This window comes from Pseudomonas lalkuanensis, from assembly GCF_008807375.1.
Lineage (GTDB): Bacteria > Pseudomonadota > Gammaproteobacteria > Pseudomonadales > Pseudomonadaceae > Metapseudomonas > Metapseudomonas lalkuanensis.
In genome coordinates this window covers 1,134,338-1,149,218 of the sequence record NZ_CP043311.1, presented here as the reverse complement: position 1 = coordinate 1,149,218, position 14,881 = coordinate 1,134,338, and the positions used below count along the sequence as shown (strand labels likewise).

Sequence of the window (14,881 nt, the reverse complement as noted above, 5' to 3'; positions counted from 1 at the left end):
CGGGATGAACCGCGCCGGTCATTACCCGCCACGCAGAGGGCGGGAAAGAAAGAAATGTGATCGATGGAAGCAGTGCCCTCAAACCATGACAGTTCTAGGAGAAACACCATGATTCCCGTGATCCTTTCTGGCGGTAGCGGCTCTCGCCTCTGGCCTCTTTCGCGCAAGCAGTATCCCAAGCAGTTCCTCGCCCTCACCGGCGAACAGACCCTGTTCCAGCAGACCCTGCTGCGCCTGAACTTCGACGGCATGCAACAGGCCGTCCTGGTGGCCAACCAGGATCACCGCTTCATCGTGCAGGAGCAGCTCGACGCCGTCGGCATCCAGGCCCAGGCCATGCTGCTCGAGCCCTTCGGCCGCAACACCGCGCCGGCCGTGGCGATCGCCGCCATGCAGCTGTTGGCCGAAGGCCGTGACGAGCTGATGCTGGTGCTCCCGGCCGACCACGTGCTGCGCGACCAGCGCGCCTTCCAGCAGGCCCTGGCACTGGCCACCATCGCCGCCGAAAAGGGCGAGATGGTGCTCTTCGGCGTACCCGCCGAGCGCCCGGAAACCGGTTATGGGTATATCCGCAGCAAGGCCGACGTCCGCCTGCCGGATGGCATCAGCCGCGTTGCCGAGTTCGTCGAGAAGCCGAACGAGGACCTGGCCCGCCAGTACGTGGAGTCCGGCGACTACTTCTGGAACAGCGGCATGTTCCTGTTCCGCGCCAGCCGCTTCCTGGAAGAGCTGAAGCACCACGACGTGGACATCTACGACACCTGCCTGCTGGCCGTGGAGCGCAGCAAGCGTGACGGCATCGCGGTGAGCATCGACTCGGCCACCTTCGCCTGCTGCCCGGACAACTCCATCGACTACGCGGTAATGGAGAAGACCGAGCGTGCCTGCGTGGTGCCGCTCTCGGCCGGCTGGAACGATGTGGGCAGCTGGAGCTCCATCTGGGAAGTGCACGACAAGGACCAGGACGGCAACGTCACCAAGGGCGACGTGGTGGTGCAGGACAGCCACAACTGCCTGGTGCACGGCAACGGCAAGCTGGTGTCGGTGATCGGCCTGGACGACGTGGTGGTGGTCGAAACCAAGGACGCCATGATGATCGCCCACAAGGACCGCGTTCAGGACGTGAAGAAACTGGTCAACAGGCTGGACGCCGATGGCCGCAGCGAAACCCAGAACCACTGCGCCGTGTACCGCCCCTGGGGTTCCTACGACTCGGTGGACATGGGTGGCCGCTTCCAGGTCAAGCACATCACCGTGAAGCCGGGCGCGCAGCTTTCGCTGCAGATGCACCACCACCGCGCCGAACACTGGATCGTGGTCTCCGGCACCGCCCAGGTGACCTGTGACGACAAGGTGTTCCTGCTCACCGAGAACCAGTCGACCTACATTCCGATCGCCTCCGTGCACCGTCTGGCCAACCCCGGCAAGATCCCGCTGGAGATCATCGAGGTGCAGTCCGGCAGCTACCTGGGTGAGGACGACATCGAGCGTCTGGATGACGTATACGGCCGTGCGCCGCAAAGCGCGACGGTGCACAGCATCGCCCGCTGAGCCCGCATCGAGCGGCCCGGTGCAATACCGGGTCGCACGCTTGCGCTAGCATGGAAGGCCTCAAGGAGGTCTTTCCATGCTGATTGGCGCTGTTCTCTTCCTGACCTGGCTGATCCTGCTGCTGCGCTATCCGGCCAAGGCCCTGCCGCTGTCCCTGGCGGCCGTCCTCGGCGTGGCCCTGATCGCCCTCTGGGTGCTCTGGGAAGAACGCGGCACGGAACGCCGTTTCTCCCGCCTCGATATCCAGCTCTCCTACGCCCCGCAAAGCTGCCCTGCCGACCGTCCGCTGTCGATCCGGGTACGCAATGGCGGCGACGCGGTCCTGCGTGATTTCGCCTGGCAGGTAGAGGCATTCCGCCCCGGCGACACCATCAACCTGGCACAGCCCAGCTACGAACGTCCGCGCTACCTCGGCCCCTCCGAACTGCAGCCGGGCGCCCAGTGGCAGGACTGCCTCGCACTCCCGCCCATTCGCCAGGGTTATCGCGCACAATCCCTGGAGTTTCGCGCCGCCAATCTGCGTGGCACATTCGTCGACTGATCGCCCGCCCAGCGACCGCAGGTTGCTGCGGGCCGCACAGGTCGGCGCGAAGCGAAACCCGACATTCCGCGTACAAGGACACGCCATGCCCACTCCCACCGCCCTGATCACCGGTTGCTCCAGCGGCATCGGCCGCGCCCTGGCCGACGCCTTCAAGGCCGCCGGCTACAGCGTCTGGGCCACGGCCCGCAAGCCGCAGGACCTGGCCGCTCTGGAAGCCGCCGGCTTCATCGCCGTCGAGCTGGACGTGAATGACCAGGCCGGCGTAGCGGCCCTCGCCGCGCGCCTGGAGCAGGAGGGAGGCGGCCTCGACGTGCTGGTGAACAACGCAGGTTTCGGCGCCATGGGGCCACTGCTGGACGGCGGCGTCGAAGCCCTGCGAAAGCAGTTCGACACCAACGTCTTCGCCCTGGTGGATGTGACCCGCACCTGTTTCCCGCTGCTGCGCACGCGCCGTGGCCTGGTGGTGAACATCGGCAGCGTCTCCGGCGTGCTGGTCACTCCCTTCGCCGGCGCCTACTGCGCCTCCAAGGCGGCGGTGCATGCCCTTTCCGATGCCCTGCGCCTGGAACTGGCGCCCTTCGGCATCGACCTGATGGAAGTGCAGCCCGGCGCCATCGCCTCCAGCTTCGGCGCCAGCGCCACTCGCGAGGCGGAAAACCTGATCGCCGAAGATTCGCCCTGGTGGCCGGTGCGCGAAGGCATCCGCGCCCGTGCCCGCGCCTCCCAGGACAATCCCACCCCGGCCGCGGACTTCGCCCGCAGCCTGCTCGCTGCAGTGCAACGCAAACCGCGTCCGGCGCTGGTACGCATCGGCAACGGCAGCCGCGCCCTGCCCCTGCTGGCGCGCTGGGTGCCGCGATCGTTGCTGGAGCGGGTGCTGAAGAAGCGCTTCGGACTCGGAGTCGAGTTATAGGATGGGTGGAGCACAGCGATTCCCATCAGCGGCTGCTCAGTGTCACGGGCGGTACTTCGGCGATGCGTTGGGCCTCGCTTCGCTCGGCACCAACCCACGTTCAATGCCAAGCAGCTAGAGTTATCCCCGTCCCGGTCCCGAGGAACCACCATGTCGCTCCCCATGCGCTACGCCGTCGGCGGCGTGGCCCTGGCCATCGTCCTGAACCTGCTCTTGCGCAGCTTCGCCAAAGTTGGCGGCATTTTCGCCACCCTGCTGATCGCCGCCGCCACGGCCGCCCTGCTGGCCCTGGCCTTCCGCTTCCTCCAGCGCCGCGCACCGGAACCGGGCGAGCGCTGGCGCATCGTCCTCGGCTACGGTGGCCTGCTCGGGCTGCTATACCTAGGACTGCTGACGATGATGACCTTGCAGGACACCCCCAGCCCCATGGGCGTCCTGCTGCTCCTGGTGCATTACCTCTGCTATCCGGTAATGGCCGCATTGCTTCTGTCGGAACGGGTGTTCGCGAGATTCCGCTGACGCCGCACAAGGATGTCCACCATGAACTACCGCCCCCTTCGCGTACCGGCCGACAGCGAGCGGCTCACCGCATTCGATGCTTCCTATTGCACGTCCCATATCTGGCGGGTCGAGGCCGATGGCCTGGCCCTGCGGCTGGTGGAGGAAGCGCTGCCCGAGCCGTTCCACAAGGCCTACGACGCCAACGCCTTCCCCGATGATGTGGCGGATGCCGATTTCGCCCTGGCCGCCGAAGCCCGCGATGGCAGCCTGGCCGGTTTCGCCTGCGTGCGGCTGGTGCCCTGGAACCGCAGCGCCGAGTTGAGTGCGCTGTTCGTGGCACCAAAGCACCAGGGCCAGGGAATCGGCCGGACGCTCCTGGGCGGCGCCATGACCTATGCGCGCAGCCAGGCGATGCGCTGCCTCTGGCTGGAAACCCAGACCAGCAACCACCCGGCCATCGGCTTCTACCAGCGCGCCGGCTTCACCTTCTGCGGCCTCAACACCATGCTCTACGACCCGACCGAGGTGGCGCCCGAAGAAGTCGCGCTCTACCTGAGCCATCCTCTCAACGGTTGAAGACGGACTAGACACTGCCCTCCTTCTCGATCACGAGGATGCGTGCCGCCCCCTTGGGATGGGCGACATGTTCGCAGCCGATCCCGGCGTAGAAGATGTCCCCCACGCCCAGCCGGACGCGGCATTCCTCTCCCGCGTCCCGGTAGCGCATTTCCACCTCGCCATCCAGCACCACGAAGACCTCCTGGCCGTCGTTGACGTGCCAGATGTAGGGCTGGTCGGTCCAGTGCAGGCGCACCGTGGTGCCGTCGAGGTTGGCGATGTCCAGCGCGCCCCAGGCCCTCTGCGCAGTGAAGTCGCGGCCGCGTACCACCTGCCCGGCGCTCATGCGCGGCCCGCCGTGGTGGCGACCGGCATGGCCGGCTTGGGCTTGCGGAACACCAGTACGTTGCCGGCCATCACCAGGGCCAGGCCGAACAGTGCCGGCAGCGTCCACTGGTAACCCTCGACGAAGGCCGAGATGTTCAGCGCCACCACGGGGAACAGCACCGTGCAGTAGGCGGCGCGTTCCGGCCCCATGCGGCCCACCAGGGTCAGGTAGGCGGTGAAGCCGATGACCGAGCCGGGAATGGCCAGGTAGAGCAGAGAACCGATGTAGCGGGCGTTCCATTCGACGTCGAACGGCGTACCGCTGACCAGGCACCAGGCGCTGAGCATCAGGGCGCCGTAGAACATGCCCCAGGCATTGGTGGTCAGCGGCTTGAGGCCGGCCTTCTGTTGCAGGCTGGAGAGCATGTTGCCGGCGGAGAAGCACAGGGTGCCGAGCAGGGCCAGTCCCAGGCCGATGAAGGTTTCACGGCTGGCGCTGTGGTGCGAGAGTTCCGGCCAGAACAGCAACCCCAGGCCGAGAAGGCCGAGGCCGCCACCGGCAAGCACGTTCGGCGCGATGCGCTGGCCGAAGAAGATGCGTGCATTGAGGGCATTCCACAGGGTGGCGGTGGAGAACACCACGGCGATCAGGCCGCTGGGGATCCACTGGCTGGCGGTGTAGAAGCACATGAAGTTGACACAGAACAGGCACAGCCCCTGGGCCAGGCAGATCATCTGGGCGCGACTGTCGACCTTCTGCAGGCGGCGGCTGAGCAGCAGGATGGCGAAAAGCACGGCGGCGGCCAGGGCAAAGCGGTAGGCGATGGAGGCGGGAATGGCGACGCTGCCCATCTGCAGCTTGATGGCGATCCAGGTGGTGCCCCAGATCAGGACAGTGAGCAAGTAGAGGGACAGGTTCATCACGGTGACTCCGGTTTCGATGGAGCCAGTCTCCGCCCGCCCCCACTGCCCCGCTTGCACAAACTTGCGCTTATCTTGTCGGAAGACTGCCCGCGTCCATCCACGCGCGTTAGCATGGACTTCATTCGCCAACCGGCCGGCCCAGCCCATGTCGCTACTCGAACAGAACCAGGTATTCCAGTCCCTCAGCAGTTCGCCCAACGCTCGCCTGGAGCATTGCGCGGAGCTTGGCGACGGCCTGGGCGCGGCCCTCTGGAGCAATCACCACGACGCCCGGGACTACCAGGGACCGAAGGTGCACACGCTGTCCTGCTACCTGGCGGGCGGCACCGGCACCTTCCGCCGCGAGCGGCCGGATACCAAGGGCGCACCGGACAAGCTGTGCATCCTTCCCGCCGGGCATGAATCCTCATGGGTGATCAACGGCGAAATCCGCCTGGCGCACCTCTACTTCAGTGCCGAGCACTTCGCCCAGGCCGCGGTCACCCTGCTGGATCGAGAACCCCGTGAGTTGCAGCTGCGCGAGCGCACCTTCCTCGACGATCCACAGCAGGCGCGGAATTTCCGCCAGCTGATCGCCCTGGACTGGGACGAGCCCGCCGAGCGCCTGCGGGCGACCAGCCTGGCCCACGACATGATCCACCACAGCCTGCTGACCCAGGCCGGGATGCGTGATGGCCTGCGCCTGAAAGGGGGACTGGCGCCGGTGCTGCGCCGGCGTCTCATGGAGTACATCGAGAATCGCCTGGCCGAGCCCATCAGCCTGGGCGAACTGGCGACCTTTGCGGCGCTGTCGGAATATCACTTCGCGCGGATGTTCCGCGAAAGCTTCGGCATGCCGCCGCACCAGTACGTACTGGCGCGCCGCCTGGTGCGGGCGCGCAAGTTGCTGCGGGATGGCGAATTGCCCCTTGGGGAGATCGCCCTGGCGTGCGGCTTCGCCAGTGCCAGTCACTTCAGCAATCGCTTCCGCACGGCGGTTGGCGCTACGCCAGGGGCCTACCGCGCGGCGTTTCGCTGATCAGAACACCAGGTCGGAGAGGCGCCAGACTTCGAAGGCCGGAGTCTCGTAAGGGTGGGCCTTCTTCAGGGCCTTGACCGCCTCGTGGATCACTTCGTCGGCGACGACCATTTCCACTTTCCATTCGGCTACATGCTCGACGGTGCCGGTCTGGCCCAGGTAGGGACTGCTGCCCTCGAGCGGACGGAACTGACCCTGGCCGAGCGCCTGCCAGCAGCAGCTGTCATAGGCGCCGATGCGCCCCCCGCCTGCGGCGAAAATGGCCTTTTTCACAGGTTCGAGATGGCTCTCCGGGACATAGAAACACAGCTTGTACATCGGGTTCTCCGCGTGGATCCAACGACGGGTTCATACTCGGCCATGATGGCATTTTGACTTCATTTTACCGAGGCCCTGTTCACATACGCGAGTTGGACCCATGGTGCGCAAAAGCGTTCTCCACGGGAAAGTGCATCTGGCGATAAAGGGGAAGCCCTACTCACCTTTCCAGAAGCGCCGCCAACGCTGGCCAAGCCTCGGGGTGGGCGGGCTGTGGCTGCCATCGCACCAGGGCAGCCGTTTGGACTGGCCGCAGCGACAGAGCAGCAGGCGTTGCTCGCGGCGGGCGGTCAGGCTGAGGCCATCGGGGCAGTCGGACGGGCAATCGGGCAATCGTTCCGAACGGCCGCAGCGGCAAAGGCGGCATCGGTCGCCGGGTTGCAGCAGGCGGACTTCAGGCAGGATCGGGTCCGGCATGGGCGCGGCTCGGAAACGAAAAAGGCGGGAGAAGAGTGCCTTCTCCCGCCTTTTCCTGTCGATGTCCGAGCAGGCCAATCTGAGGCCTCTCGTGCCCTGGAACAGAAGCCTGAACCGACTGGAACAGCCCTCTCCCGCCCTTCGGGCACCCTCTCCCGCAGGCGGGAGAAGGGCATCAGATGGCCTTCGGCCGGCTATTAATCCACCCAGACGCGGGCGTTGCGGAACATGCGCATCCAGCCGCCGTCTTCCTGCCACTCGTCCGGGCGCCAGGAGTTCTGCACGGCACGGAACACGCGCTCCGGGTGCGGCATCATGATGGTCACGCGGCCGTCGCGGCTGGTGAGGCCGGTGATGCCACGGGGCGAGCCGTTGGGGTTCGCCGGATAGGTCTCGGTGACCTTGCCGTGGGTATCGACGAAGCGCATGGACACGCAGCCGGACAGATCGGCTTCCAGCAACGCCTCTTCGCTCTCGAATTCGGCATGGCCTTCGCCGTGGGCGATGGCGATCGGCATGCGCGAACCGGCCATGCCACGCAGGAAGATCGAGGACGACTCCTGCACCTGGACCATGGCCACACGGGCTTCGAACTGCTCCGAGCGGTTACGCACGAAGTGCGGCCAGAACTCGGTGCCGGGAATCAGTTCGTGCAGGTTGGACATCATCTGGCAGCCGTTGCACACGCCCAGGGCGAAGCTGTCCTTGCGCTCGAAGAAGGCCTGGAAGCCTTCACGGGCACGGGTGTTGAACAGGATCGACTTGGCCCAGCCTTCACCGGCGCCGAGCACGTCGCCGTAGGAGAAACCACCGCAGGCCACCAGGCCCTTGAAGTCTTCCAGGCTGACGCGGCCGGCGAGGATGTCGCTCATGTGCACGTCGATGGCGGAGAAGCCGGCGCGGTCGAAGGCGGCAGCCATTTCCACCTGGCCGTTCACGCCCTGCTCGCGGAGGATCGCCACCTGCGGACGCACGCCCTTCTTGATGTAGGGCGCGGCGATATCCTGGTTGACGTCGAAGCTGAGTTTGACGGACAGGCCGGGGTTGTCTTCTTCCAGCAGTGCATCGAATTCCTGGTCAGCGCAGTCGGCGTTGTCACGCAGGCGCTGGACACGATAGCTGGTCTCGGACCACTGGCGCTGCAGCATGCGGCGCTCGCCGCCGAACACGGCTTCGCCATTGAAGCTGATGGCGACGTTGGCGCCATTGAACGGCTGGCCGATGACGGCAACGCAATCACCGAGACCGGCGGCGCTGAACTGGGCCAGCACTTCCGGCGTGGCGTCCTGGCGAACCTGGATGACCGCACCCAGTTCTTCGTTGAACAGGACGGAGGTCAGGCCTTCACGGTTGTCGGCCAGGGCGTCGAGGTAGAGGTCCAGGCCGCAGTGGCCGGCAAAGGCCATCTCCAGCACGGTGGCCAGCAGGCCGCCGTCGGAACGGTCGTGATAGGCCAGCAGGTGGCCATCGGCGTTCAGGCCCTGGATCACGGCGAAGAAGGCTTTCAGGTCCTCGGCGTCATCAACGTCCGGTACCTGCTGGCCGATCTTGCTGTAGACCTGCGCGAGGATGGAGCCACCCATGCGGTTCTGGCCACGGCCGAGGTCGACCAGGATCAGGTCGGTTTCGCCCTTGTCCAGGCGCAGCTGCGGAGTCAGGGTCTTGCGCACATCGGTGACCGGCGCGAAACCGGTGACGATCAGCGACAGCGGCGAGGTGACGGACTTGTCCGCGCCTTCATCCTGCCAGCGGGTCTTCATGGACATGGAGTCCTTGCCCACCGGGATGGTGATGCCCAGCGCCGGGCACAGTTCCATGCCCACGGCCTTGACGGTGTCGTACAGGCGAGCGTCTTCGCCCGGGTGACCGGCTGCGGCCATCCAGTTGGCGGAGAGCTTGATATCGCCCAGCTTCTCGATCTTCGAGGCAGCCAGGTTGGTGATGGTTTCACCCACGGCCATGCGGCCGGATGCCGGCGCATTCAACAGGGCCAGCGGAGTGCGCTCGCCCATGGCCATGGCTTCGCCGGTGTAGACGTCGAAGCTGGTGGCGGTGACGGCGCAATCGGCTACCGGGACCTGCCAGGGGCCGACCATCTGGTCGCGGGCCACCAGGCCGGTGATGGTGCGGTCACCGATGGTGATCAGGAAGTTCTTGCTGGCAACGGCCGGGTGGTGCAGCACACGGCTGACGGCTTCTTCGATGTCCAGTTCGGCGGCGGCGAAGTCATCGCCCAGCTCGGCCTCGCGGCTGACGGAGCGGTGCATGCGCGGCGGCTTGCCGAGCAGGACTTCCAGCGGCATGTCCACCGGCTTGTTGCCGAAGTGGCTGTCGGCCACGGTCAGGTGGCGCTCCAGGGTGGCTTCGCCGACCACGGCGAAGGGGCAGCGCTCGCGTTCGCAGATGGCCTTGAAACGCTCGAAGTCAGCGGCGTCCACGGAGAGCACGTAACGCTCCTGGGACTCGTTGCACCAGATTTCCAGCGGGCTCATGCCCGGCTCGTCGTTGGGCACGGCGCGCAGTTCGAAGCGACCGCCGCGGCCACCGTCGTTGATCAGTTCCGGCAGGGCGTTGGAGATGCCGCCGGCACCCACGTCGTGAATGAACTTGATGGGGTTTTCCGAACCCATCTGCCAGCAGCGGTCGATCACTTCCTGGCAGCGACGTTCCATTTCCGGGTTGTCGCGCTGTACCGAGGCGAAATCCAGGTCGGCGGAGCTGGCGCCGGTGGCCATGGAGGAAGCCGCGCCACCGCCGAGGCCGATGAGCATGGCCGGGCCGCCGAGGACGATCAGCTTGGCGCCAACGGAAATCTCACCCTTCTGCACGTGCTCGGCGCGGATGTTGCCCATGCCGCCGGCGAGCATGATCGGCTTGTGATAGCCGCGCACCTCTTCACCGTGGGGGGTGTCGATGGCCTGTTCGAAGGTACGGAAGTAGCCGGTCAGGGCCGGACGGCCGAACTCGTTGTTGAACGCGGCGCCGCCCAGCGGGCCCTCGATCATGATGTCCAGCGGGGTGACGATGCGCTCGGGCTTGCCGTAGGGCTTTTCCCAGGGCTGCTCGAAACCGGGGATCTGCAGGTTGGAAACGGTGAAACCGGTCAGGCCGGCCTTGGGCTTGGCACCGCGGCCGGTAGCGCCTTCGTCGCGGATCTCGCCGCCGGAGCCGGTGGAGGCGCCGGGGAACGGTGCGATGGCGGTCGGGTGGTTGTGGGTTTCCACCTTCATCAGGATGTGCACGGGCTCCTGGGTGGCGCCGTACTGACGGGTCACCGGGTCCGGGAAGAAGCGGCCAGCGGTGAAGCCCTCGATCACCGAAGCGTTGTCCTTGTATGCCGACAGGACGCCTTCGCGGTGCATCTCGTAGGTGTTCTTGATCATGCCGAACAGGCTCTTCTCCTGCGCCTGGCCGTCGATATCCCAGCTGGCGTTGAAGATCTTGTGGCGGCAGTGCTCGGAGTTCGCCTGGGCGAACATCATCAGCTCGACGTCGTGGGGGTTGCGGCCCAGTTCGTTGAAGCTCTTCACCAGGTAGTCGATTTCGTCTTCGGCAAGGGCCAGGCCCAGTTCGACGTTGGCCTTCTCCAGGGCGGCGCGGCCGCCACCGAGGATGTCCACGGCAGTCAGCGGCTTGGGCTGGGCGTGGCTGAACAGGCCGGCGGCCTCTTCCTGGCCGGCCAGCACCAGTTGGGTCATGCGATCATGCAGGGTGCTGGAGACGAGTTGCGCCTCGGCGTCACTGATCTCACCGGCCACGTAGTAGGCGATGCCGCGCTCCAGGCGCTCGATCTTGGCCAGGCCGCAATTGCGGGCGATATCGGTGGCCTTGCTCGACCAGGGCGAGATGGTGCCGAAACGCGGCACCACCAGGAACAGGCGGCCGCTGGGCTCCTGAACCGGGACGCTGGGGCCGTACTTGAGCAGGCGGGCCAGTACTTGCTCTTCCTCCCCGCTGAGTACGCCAGTCACTTCGGCGAAGTGGGTGAACTCGGCGTAGAGTCCGCTGACGGCGGGGACCTTTTGGGTCAATTGCTCGAGCAGTTTGCCGTGGCGAAAAGCGGAAAGGGCGGGAGCACCGCGCAGGATCAACATCTTCGGGACAGCCTCTGGGGAAGGGGTGTGCTTGGAGGCCGTGCATTCTAGCGCAAAGCACCGCATTCCGGCACCTCTGAAGGTGCCTCGTGTCGCCTGACGGCTAGCAGAGAAGATGCCCCCTGTCGAGATATGGCGCCCGCCAGGCTTTGCGTATACTCCGTGGATGCTAAATCGACACGTGTTCGGCACACGTCGGGCTTTCTGGGCCCTGGCTACCGGATTCTTCCTGATGCTCGTCGGCTGCAAACAGCCCACCACCCTCGAGCGCGTGCAGGAGGAGGGTGTGCTACGCGTGATCACCCGCAACAGCCCGGCCACCTACTTCGAAGACCGCAACGGCGAAACCGGCTTCGAATACGAGCTGGTCAAGCGCTTTGCCGATGATCTGGGCGTCGAACTCAAGATCGAGACCGCCGACAAGCTGGACGACCTCTACTCCCGCCTGGGCCAGGCCAATGGCCCGGTGCTGGCGACCGCAGGATTGGTAGCCAGCGATGCGCGCAAGCAAGATGTGCGCTTTTCCCATTCCTATCTGGACGTCACCCCCCAGGTCATCTACCGCAACGGTGAACGCCGCCCTACCCGCCCCGAGGACCTGGTCGGCCGCCGCATCCTGGTGCTCAAGGGCAGCAGCCACGCCGAACAGCTGGCGGCGCTGAAGGCCACCCTGCCCGGGCTGAAGTACGAGGAATCCGACGAGGTGGAAGTGGTCGACCTGCTGCGCATGGTCGACGAAGGCCAGATCGACCTGACCCTGGTGGATTCCAACGAACTGGCGATGAACCAGGTCTACTTCCCCAACGTGCGCGTGGCCTTCGACCTGGGCGACGCCACCAGCCTGGCCTGGGCCATGGCGCCGGGCGAGGACGACAGCCTCTACAACGAGGTCAATGCCTTCCTCGACAAAGCCCGCAAGGATGGCACCCTGCAGCGCCTGAAAGACCGCTATTACGGCCACGTCGACGTACTCGGCTACGTCGGCGCCTACACCTTCGCCAAGCACCTGCAGCAGCGCCTGCCCAAGTACGAGCAGCATTTCCGCCAGGCTTCGCAGAAGAACGAGGTGGACTGGCGCCTGCTGGCGGCCATCGGCTACCAGGAGTCCCTCTGGCAGCCCACCGCCACCTCGAAGACCGGCGTGCGCGGCCTGATGATGCTGACCGAGGGCACCGCCAAGGCCATGGGCGTATCCAACCGCCTGAACGCCAAGCAGAGCATCCACGGTGGCGGCAAGTACTTCACCATGATCAAGGACGGTCTCTCCGATGACCTCAAGGAACCGGACCGCACCTGGTTCGCCCTGGCCGCCTACAACATCGGCATCGCCCACCTGGGCGACGCACGCAAGCTGGCCGAGGCCGAGGGCCTGAACCCGAACAAGTGGCTGGACGTGAAGAAGATGCTGCCACGCCTGTCGCAGAAGCAGTGGTACCGCAAGACCCGCTACGGCTACGCCCGAGGCGGCGAGACAGTGCACTTCGTGCAGAACATCCGCCGTTACTACGACATCCTCACCTGGGTGACCCAGCCGCAGATGGAAGGTAGCCAACTGGCCGAGAACGCCACCCACCTGCCTGGCATCAACAAGACTCGCCCACCGGAAAACCGGCAGGACGAAAAGCTCTGAGCCGTCATTCCGGCCACAAAAAAGCCCGCATCGAAGCGGGCTTTTTCATTTCAGGCGATCACCAGCCGGACGGCAGCAGGTTCAGCGCGCTGCAGAGGGCATAAGCGGCGCTGGCCAGGTAGATCATCACGATGAACACCTGGATCAGCGGATGAGCGATCCAGCCACATTGCCACGCCGGTTGCAGGTCACCGCGGCGACGGGCGGAGCGCAGCATGAGGATCGGCATGATGGACAGGATCACGCCACTGAAGGCACCGGCGAAGTACAGCGCGTTAACGAACCCGACCATGCCGCTGTAGGCCAGCAGGAAGGGTGGTACGCACACGATTCCGAGTACCAGAAGGCGGGTCTTCGGCTGGTTTTCCGGACCGAGCTTGTGGAATTTGTCGAAGATGTTGGTCAGGAAGCTGCCACCCAGGCCCCAATAGGACGTCAGCATGGCGCAGAGGGCGAACGTGTTGGCGGTGTAGAACGCCCATTGCCCCAGTGCCTGGCCCCACGCCAGCGTGGCGACCTCGGTCTGGTTCTCCAGCCCGGTCAGGGAGATCACTGACATGGGCACGATCGCCAGCAGGCAGAAGGTCACCAGCATGCCGGTGATCACCGCCTTGGGCAGTTGCGACGGTGCATGGCTGAAGCCACGGGCCATCTCCGGGACTATGTACTGTGCGGAGAAGCAGAACACCGCGATGTTGAATACCGGCACCATGTAGATCCAGTCGCCCTCCAGCAGACGGGCAACGTCGGTGTTCTCATTGACCAGGGTGGCGACCACCAGCAGGACGATCATGCTGACCATGCCGATGCTGATGAACTTTTCGCCCTTGCCGATCGCTCCCAGGCCGAGGTAGAGCACCAGCGCCGCGGGCAGGAAGAACAGCAGGCTGCCCAGCGCCGGGCTGATGCCGAGGAAGGCACTGAGGATCTTGCCACTGCCGCTCATATAGGCGATCAGTGCACCGATGCTGTTGACCGCGACGGAAAGGAAGATTGCCCAGGCACCGAACGAACCCACGTAGCGCTGTGCGAGGCCGCTCAGCTGGTTGTGGGTACGGGTCCGCAACGCGGTCTCCGACACGTAAAGCATGGAAATGGTGGTGAACACACCCGCCACCGCAAGCCACAGCAGCAGGGGCATGAAACCGGCCTTGCGGCTGGCATAGGCCATGGAGAGCACGCCTGCCCCAATGTTGGTGCCTACGATCATGGCGACCGCTTCAAGGAAGCTCAGCCTATGGACCGCCAGCCCCGACGAATCGACTGGCTCCGCCCAAACCTGATCCTGACAAGACTGGACCCTGGTTTCACTCATAACAGCACCCTCAACAACACATTCTCGTTTTCAGGAGGCCCCTGACCTGAAGCTGCCATGGCCTTTCCGTCAGACGGTGAATCGGGCACTGCGGGACAACGGGATTACGGATGCCTCCTGGCGGTGGCCCCATGCAGGGACCCTCCCCAGCGACTCGCACTCGAGTCGCTCTGGGCCGCCCTTTTCGGGCGGCCGCGCACCTTAGCACAGGAGGTTTCTGGGTCTAGTGAGAAGGGTCCCGACCTTGGTCGAATAGCCTGTCGGAAGTGTCCGAGTCAGACGTCCTTGCGCGCGGCTCGACGGGCCTGGAAGAAGCTGGAAAGCATCTCGCTGCATTCCTGCGCCAGCACCCCGCCCTCCACCAGCACCCGGTGATTGAGGAACTCCTGGTCGAAGAACTGGCCACGGCTGACCGCCACGCCCGCCTTGGGTTCGGTGGCGCCGTAGACCACGCGGGTGATCCGTGAGTGGACGATGAGCCCGGCGCACATGCTGCAGGGCTCCAGGGTGACGTAGAGAGTGCTACCCACCAGCCGGTAGTTCTCCAGGCGGCTGGCGGCATCGCGCACCGCCACCATCTCGGCATGAGCACTGGGGTCGTGACCGGAGATGGGGCAGTTGAAGCCGCGTCCGACTATCTCGCCCTCCTTGACCAGCACCGCGCCCACCGGCACCTCGCCCAGCGCCGCACCCTGCAGGGCCAGGGCGAGGGCCTCACGCATGAAGTATTCGTCACGGCTGCGATCGATGATCTGGGGTTGGCGCATGGTT

General features: G+C 65.4%; 14 protein-coding genes. 7 read left to right on the top strand and 7 right to left on the bottom strand.

The genetic code is table 11. From position 1 onward, the window contains the following. Nucleotides 1-108 precede the first annotated feature (108 nt). From FXN65_RS05500 to FXN65_RS05480, 5 genes are all read left to right on the top strand, one after another. Nucleotides 109-1,551 (top strand): mannose-1-phosphate guanylyltransferase/mannose-6-phosphate isomerase, encoded by a 1,443-nt coding sequence (locus FXN65_RS05500; RefSeq protein ID WP_151132081.1) that lies wholly within the window; start codon nucleotides 109-111, stop codon nucleotides 1,549-1,551. A 76-nt stretch (nucleotides 1,552-1,627) separates the two neighbouring features. After that, on the top strand, nucleotides 1,628-2,092 hold the full coding sequence (locus tag FXN65_RS05495) for a multidrug transporter (protein ID WP_151132080.1): 465 nt from the start codon (nucleotides 1,628-1,630) through the stop codon (nucleotides 2,090-2,092). Nucleotides 2,093-2,177: 85 nt separating this feature from the next. Next, nucleotides 2,178-3,008: an SDR family oxidoreductase gene (locus FXN65_RS05490; protein WP_151132079.1), complete on the top strand. Its 831-nt coding sequence runs from the start codon at nucleotides 2,178-2,180 to the stop codon at nucleotides 3,006-3,008. A 150-nt stretch (nucleotides 3,009-3,158) separates the two neighbouring features. After that, complete coding sequence (locus FXN65_RS05485; protein WP_151132078.1) at nucleotides 3,159-3,527, top strand: hypothetical protein; 369 nt, start codon at nucleotides 3,159-3,161, stop codon at nucleotides 3,525-3,527. 21 nt (nucleotides 3,528-3,548) lie between these two features. Then, nucleotides 3,549-4,085 carry a GNAT family N-acetyltransferase gene (locus tag FXN65_RS05480; protein WP_212632327.1) on the top strand — a complete coding sequence of 179 codons (537 nt, stop codon included), beginning with the start codon at nucleotides 3,549-3,551 and terminating at the stop codon, nucleotides 4,083-4,085. Between the two features lie 7 nt (nucleotides 4,086-4,092). On the opposite strand, the gene FXN65_RS05475 is transcribed toward FXN65_RS05480, so the two are convergent. Beyond that, the gene (locus FXN65_RS05475) at nucleotides 4,093-4,413 is read right to left on the bottom strand and encodes a cupin domain-containing protein (RefSeq protein ID WP_151132076.1); all 321 of its coding nucleotides are present in this window, start codon (nucleotides 4,411-4,413) and stop codon (nucleotides 4,093-4,095) included. After that, nucleotides 4,410-5,315 carry a DMT family transporter gene (locus FXN65_RS05470; protein ID WP_151132075.1) on the bottom strand — a complete coding sequence of 302 codons (906 nt, stop codon included), beginning with the start codon at nucleotides 5,313-5,315 and terminating at the stop codon, nucleotides 4,410-4,412. Before FXN65_RS05470 ends, FXN65_RS05475 begins: the two co-directional genes overlap by 4 nt. Nucleotides 5,316-5,463: 148 nt before the next feature. Between FXN65_RS05470 and FXN65_RS05465 the strand changes: the two genes are divergently transcribed. After that, on the top strand, nucleotides 5,464-6,336 hold the full coding sequence (locus FXN65_RS05465; protein WP_151132074.1) for a helix-turn-helix domain-containing protein: 873 nt from the start codon (nucleotides 5,464-5,466) through the stop codon (nucleotides 6,334-6,336). Here FXN65_RS05465 and FXN65_RS05460 read toward each other — a convergent pair whose 3' ends face one another. The 3 genes from FXN65_RS05460 to purL form a co-directional block, all read right to left on the bottom strand. Next, on the bottom strand, nucleotides 6,337-6,654 hold the full coding sequence (locus FXN65_RS05460; protein ID WP_151132073.1) for a Nif3-like dinuclear metal center hexameric protein: 318 nt from the start codon (nucleotides 6,652-6,654) through the stop codon (nucleotides 6,337-6,339). 156 nt (nucleotides 6,655-6,810) lie between these two features. Further along, nucleotides 6,811-7,071 carry a CDGSH iron-sulfur domain-containing protein gene (locus FXN65_RS05455; RefSeq protein WP_151132072.1) on the bottom strand — a complete coding sequence of 87 codons (261 nt, stop codon included), beginning with the start codon at nucleotides 7,069-7,071 and terminating at the stop codon, nucleotides 6,811-6,813. A 197-nt stretch (nucleotides 7,072-7,268) separates the two neighbouring features. Continuing rightward, on the bottom strand, nucleotides 7,269-11,165 hold the full coding sequence (purL, locus tag FXN65_RS05450) for a phosphoribosylformylglycinamidine synthase (protein ID WP_151132071.1): 3,897 nt from the start codon (nucleotides 11,163-11,165) through the stop codon (nucleotides 7,269-7,271). A 166-nt stretch (nucleotides 11,166-11,331) separates the two neighbouring features. On the opposite strand from purL, the gene mltF reads away from it, so the two are divergent. Next, nucleotides 11,332-12,795, top strand: coding sequence for a membrane-bound lytic murein transglycosylase MltF (gene mltF, locus FXN65_RS05445; RefSeq protein WP_212632326.1), 1,464 nt, complete (start codon nucleotides 11,332-11,334; stop codon nucleotides 12,793-12,795). 58 nt (nucleotides 12,796-12,853) lie between these two features. On the opposite strand, the gene FXN65_RS05440 is transcribed toward mltF, so the two are convergent. Together FXN65_RS05440 and tadA are read right to left on the bottom strand one after the other, a co-directional pair. Continuing rightward, on the bottom strand, nucleotides 12,854-14,110 hold the full coding sequence (locus FXN65_RS05440; RefSeq protein WP_151132069.1) for an aromatic amino acid transport family protein: 1,257 nt from the start codon (nucleotides 14,108-14,110) through the stop codon (nucleotides 12,854-12,856). Nucleotides 14,111-14,385: 275 nt separating this feature from the next. Next, on the bottom strand, nucleotides 14,386-14,877 hold the full coding sequence (tadA, locus tag FXN65_RS05435; protein WP_151132068.1) for a tRNA adenosine(34) deaminase TadA: 492 nt from the start codon (nucleotides 14,875-14,877) through the stop codon (nucleotides 14,386-14,388). Nucleotides 14,878-14,881 lie beyond the last annotated feature (4 nt).

Bases quoted from the DNA above. Each gene is read 5' to 3' on its own strand.
- FXN65_RS05455 (WP_151132072.1), bottom strand. From the start codon at position 7,071: ATGCCGGACCCGATCCTGCCTGAAGTCCGCCTGCTGCAACCCGGCGAC.
- FXN65_RS05495 (WP_151132080.1), top strand. From the start codon at position 1,628: ATGCTGATTGGCGCTGTTCTCTTCCTGACCTGGCTGATCCTGCTGCTG.
- FXN65_RS05500 (WP_151132081.1), top strand. From the start codon at position 109: ATGATTCCCGTGATCCTTTCTGGCGGTAGCGGCTCTCGCCTCTGGCCT.
- FXN65_RS05490 (WP_151132079.1), top strand. From the start codon at position 2,178: ATGCCCACTCCCACCGCCCTGATCACCGGTTGCTCCAGCGGCATCGGC.
- FXN65_RS05465 (WP_151132074.1), top strand. From the start codon at position 5,464: ATGTCGCTACTCGAACAGAACCAGGTATTCCAGTCCCTCAGCAGTTCG.
- FXN65_RS05480 (WP_212632327.1), top strand. From the start codon at position 3,549: ATGAACTACCGCCCCCTTCGCGTACCGGCCGACAGCGAGCGGCTCACC.
- FXN65_RS05460 (WP_151132073.1), bottom strand. From the start codon at position 6,654: ATGTACAAGCTGTGTTTCTATGTCCCGGAGAGCCATCTCGAACCTGTG.
- FXN65_RS05475 (WP_151132076.1), bottom strand. From the start codon at position 4,413: ATGAGCGCCGGGCAGGTGGTACGCGGCCGCGACTTCACTGCGCAGAGG.
- FXN65_RS05440 (WP_151132069.1), bottom strand. From the start codon at position 14,110: ATGAGTGAAACCAGGGTCCAGTCTTGTCAGGATCAGGTTTGGGCGGAG.
- purL (WP_151132071.1), bottom strand. From the start codon at position 11,165: ATGTTGATCCTGCGCGGTGCTCCCGCCCTTTCCGCTTTTCGCCACGGC.
- FXN65_RS05470 (WP_151132075.1), bottom strand. From the start codon at position 5,315: ATGAACCTGTCCCTCTACTTGCTCACTGTCCTGATCTGGGGCACCACC.
- FXN65_RS05485 (WP_151132078.1), top strand. From the start codon at position 3,159: ATGTCGCTCCCCATGCGCTACGCCGTCGGCGGCGTGGCCCTGGCCATC.
- mltF (WP_212632326.1), top strand. From the start codon at position 11,332: ATGCTAAATCGACACGTGTTCGGCACACGTCGGGCTTTCTGGGCCCTG.
- tadA (WP_151132068.1), bottom strand. From the start codon at position 14,877: ATGCGCCAACCCCAGATCATCGATCGCAGCCGTGACGAATACTTCATG.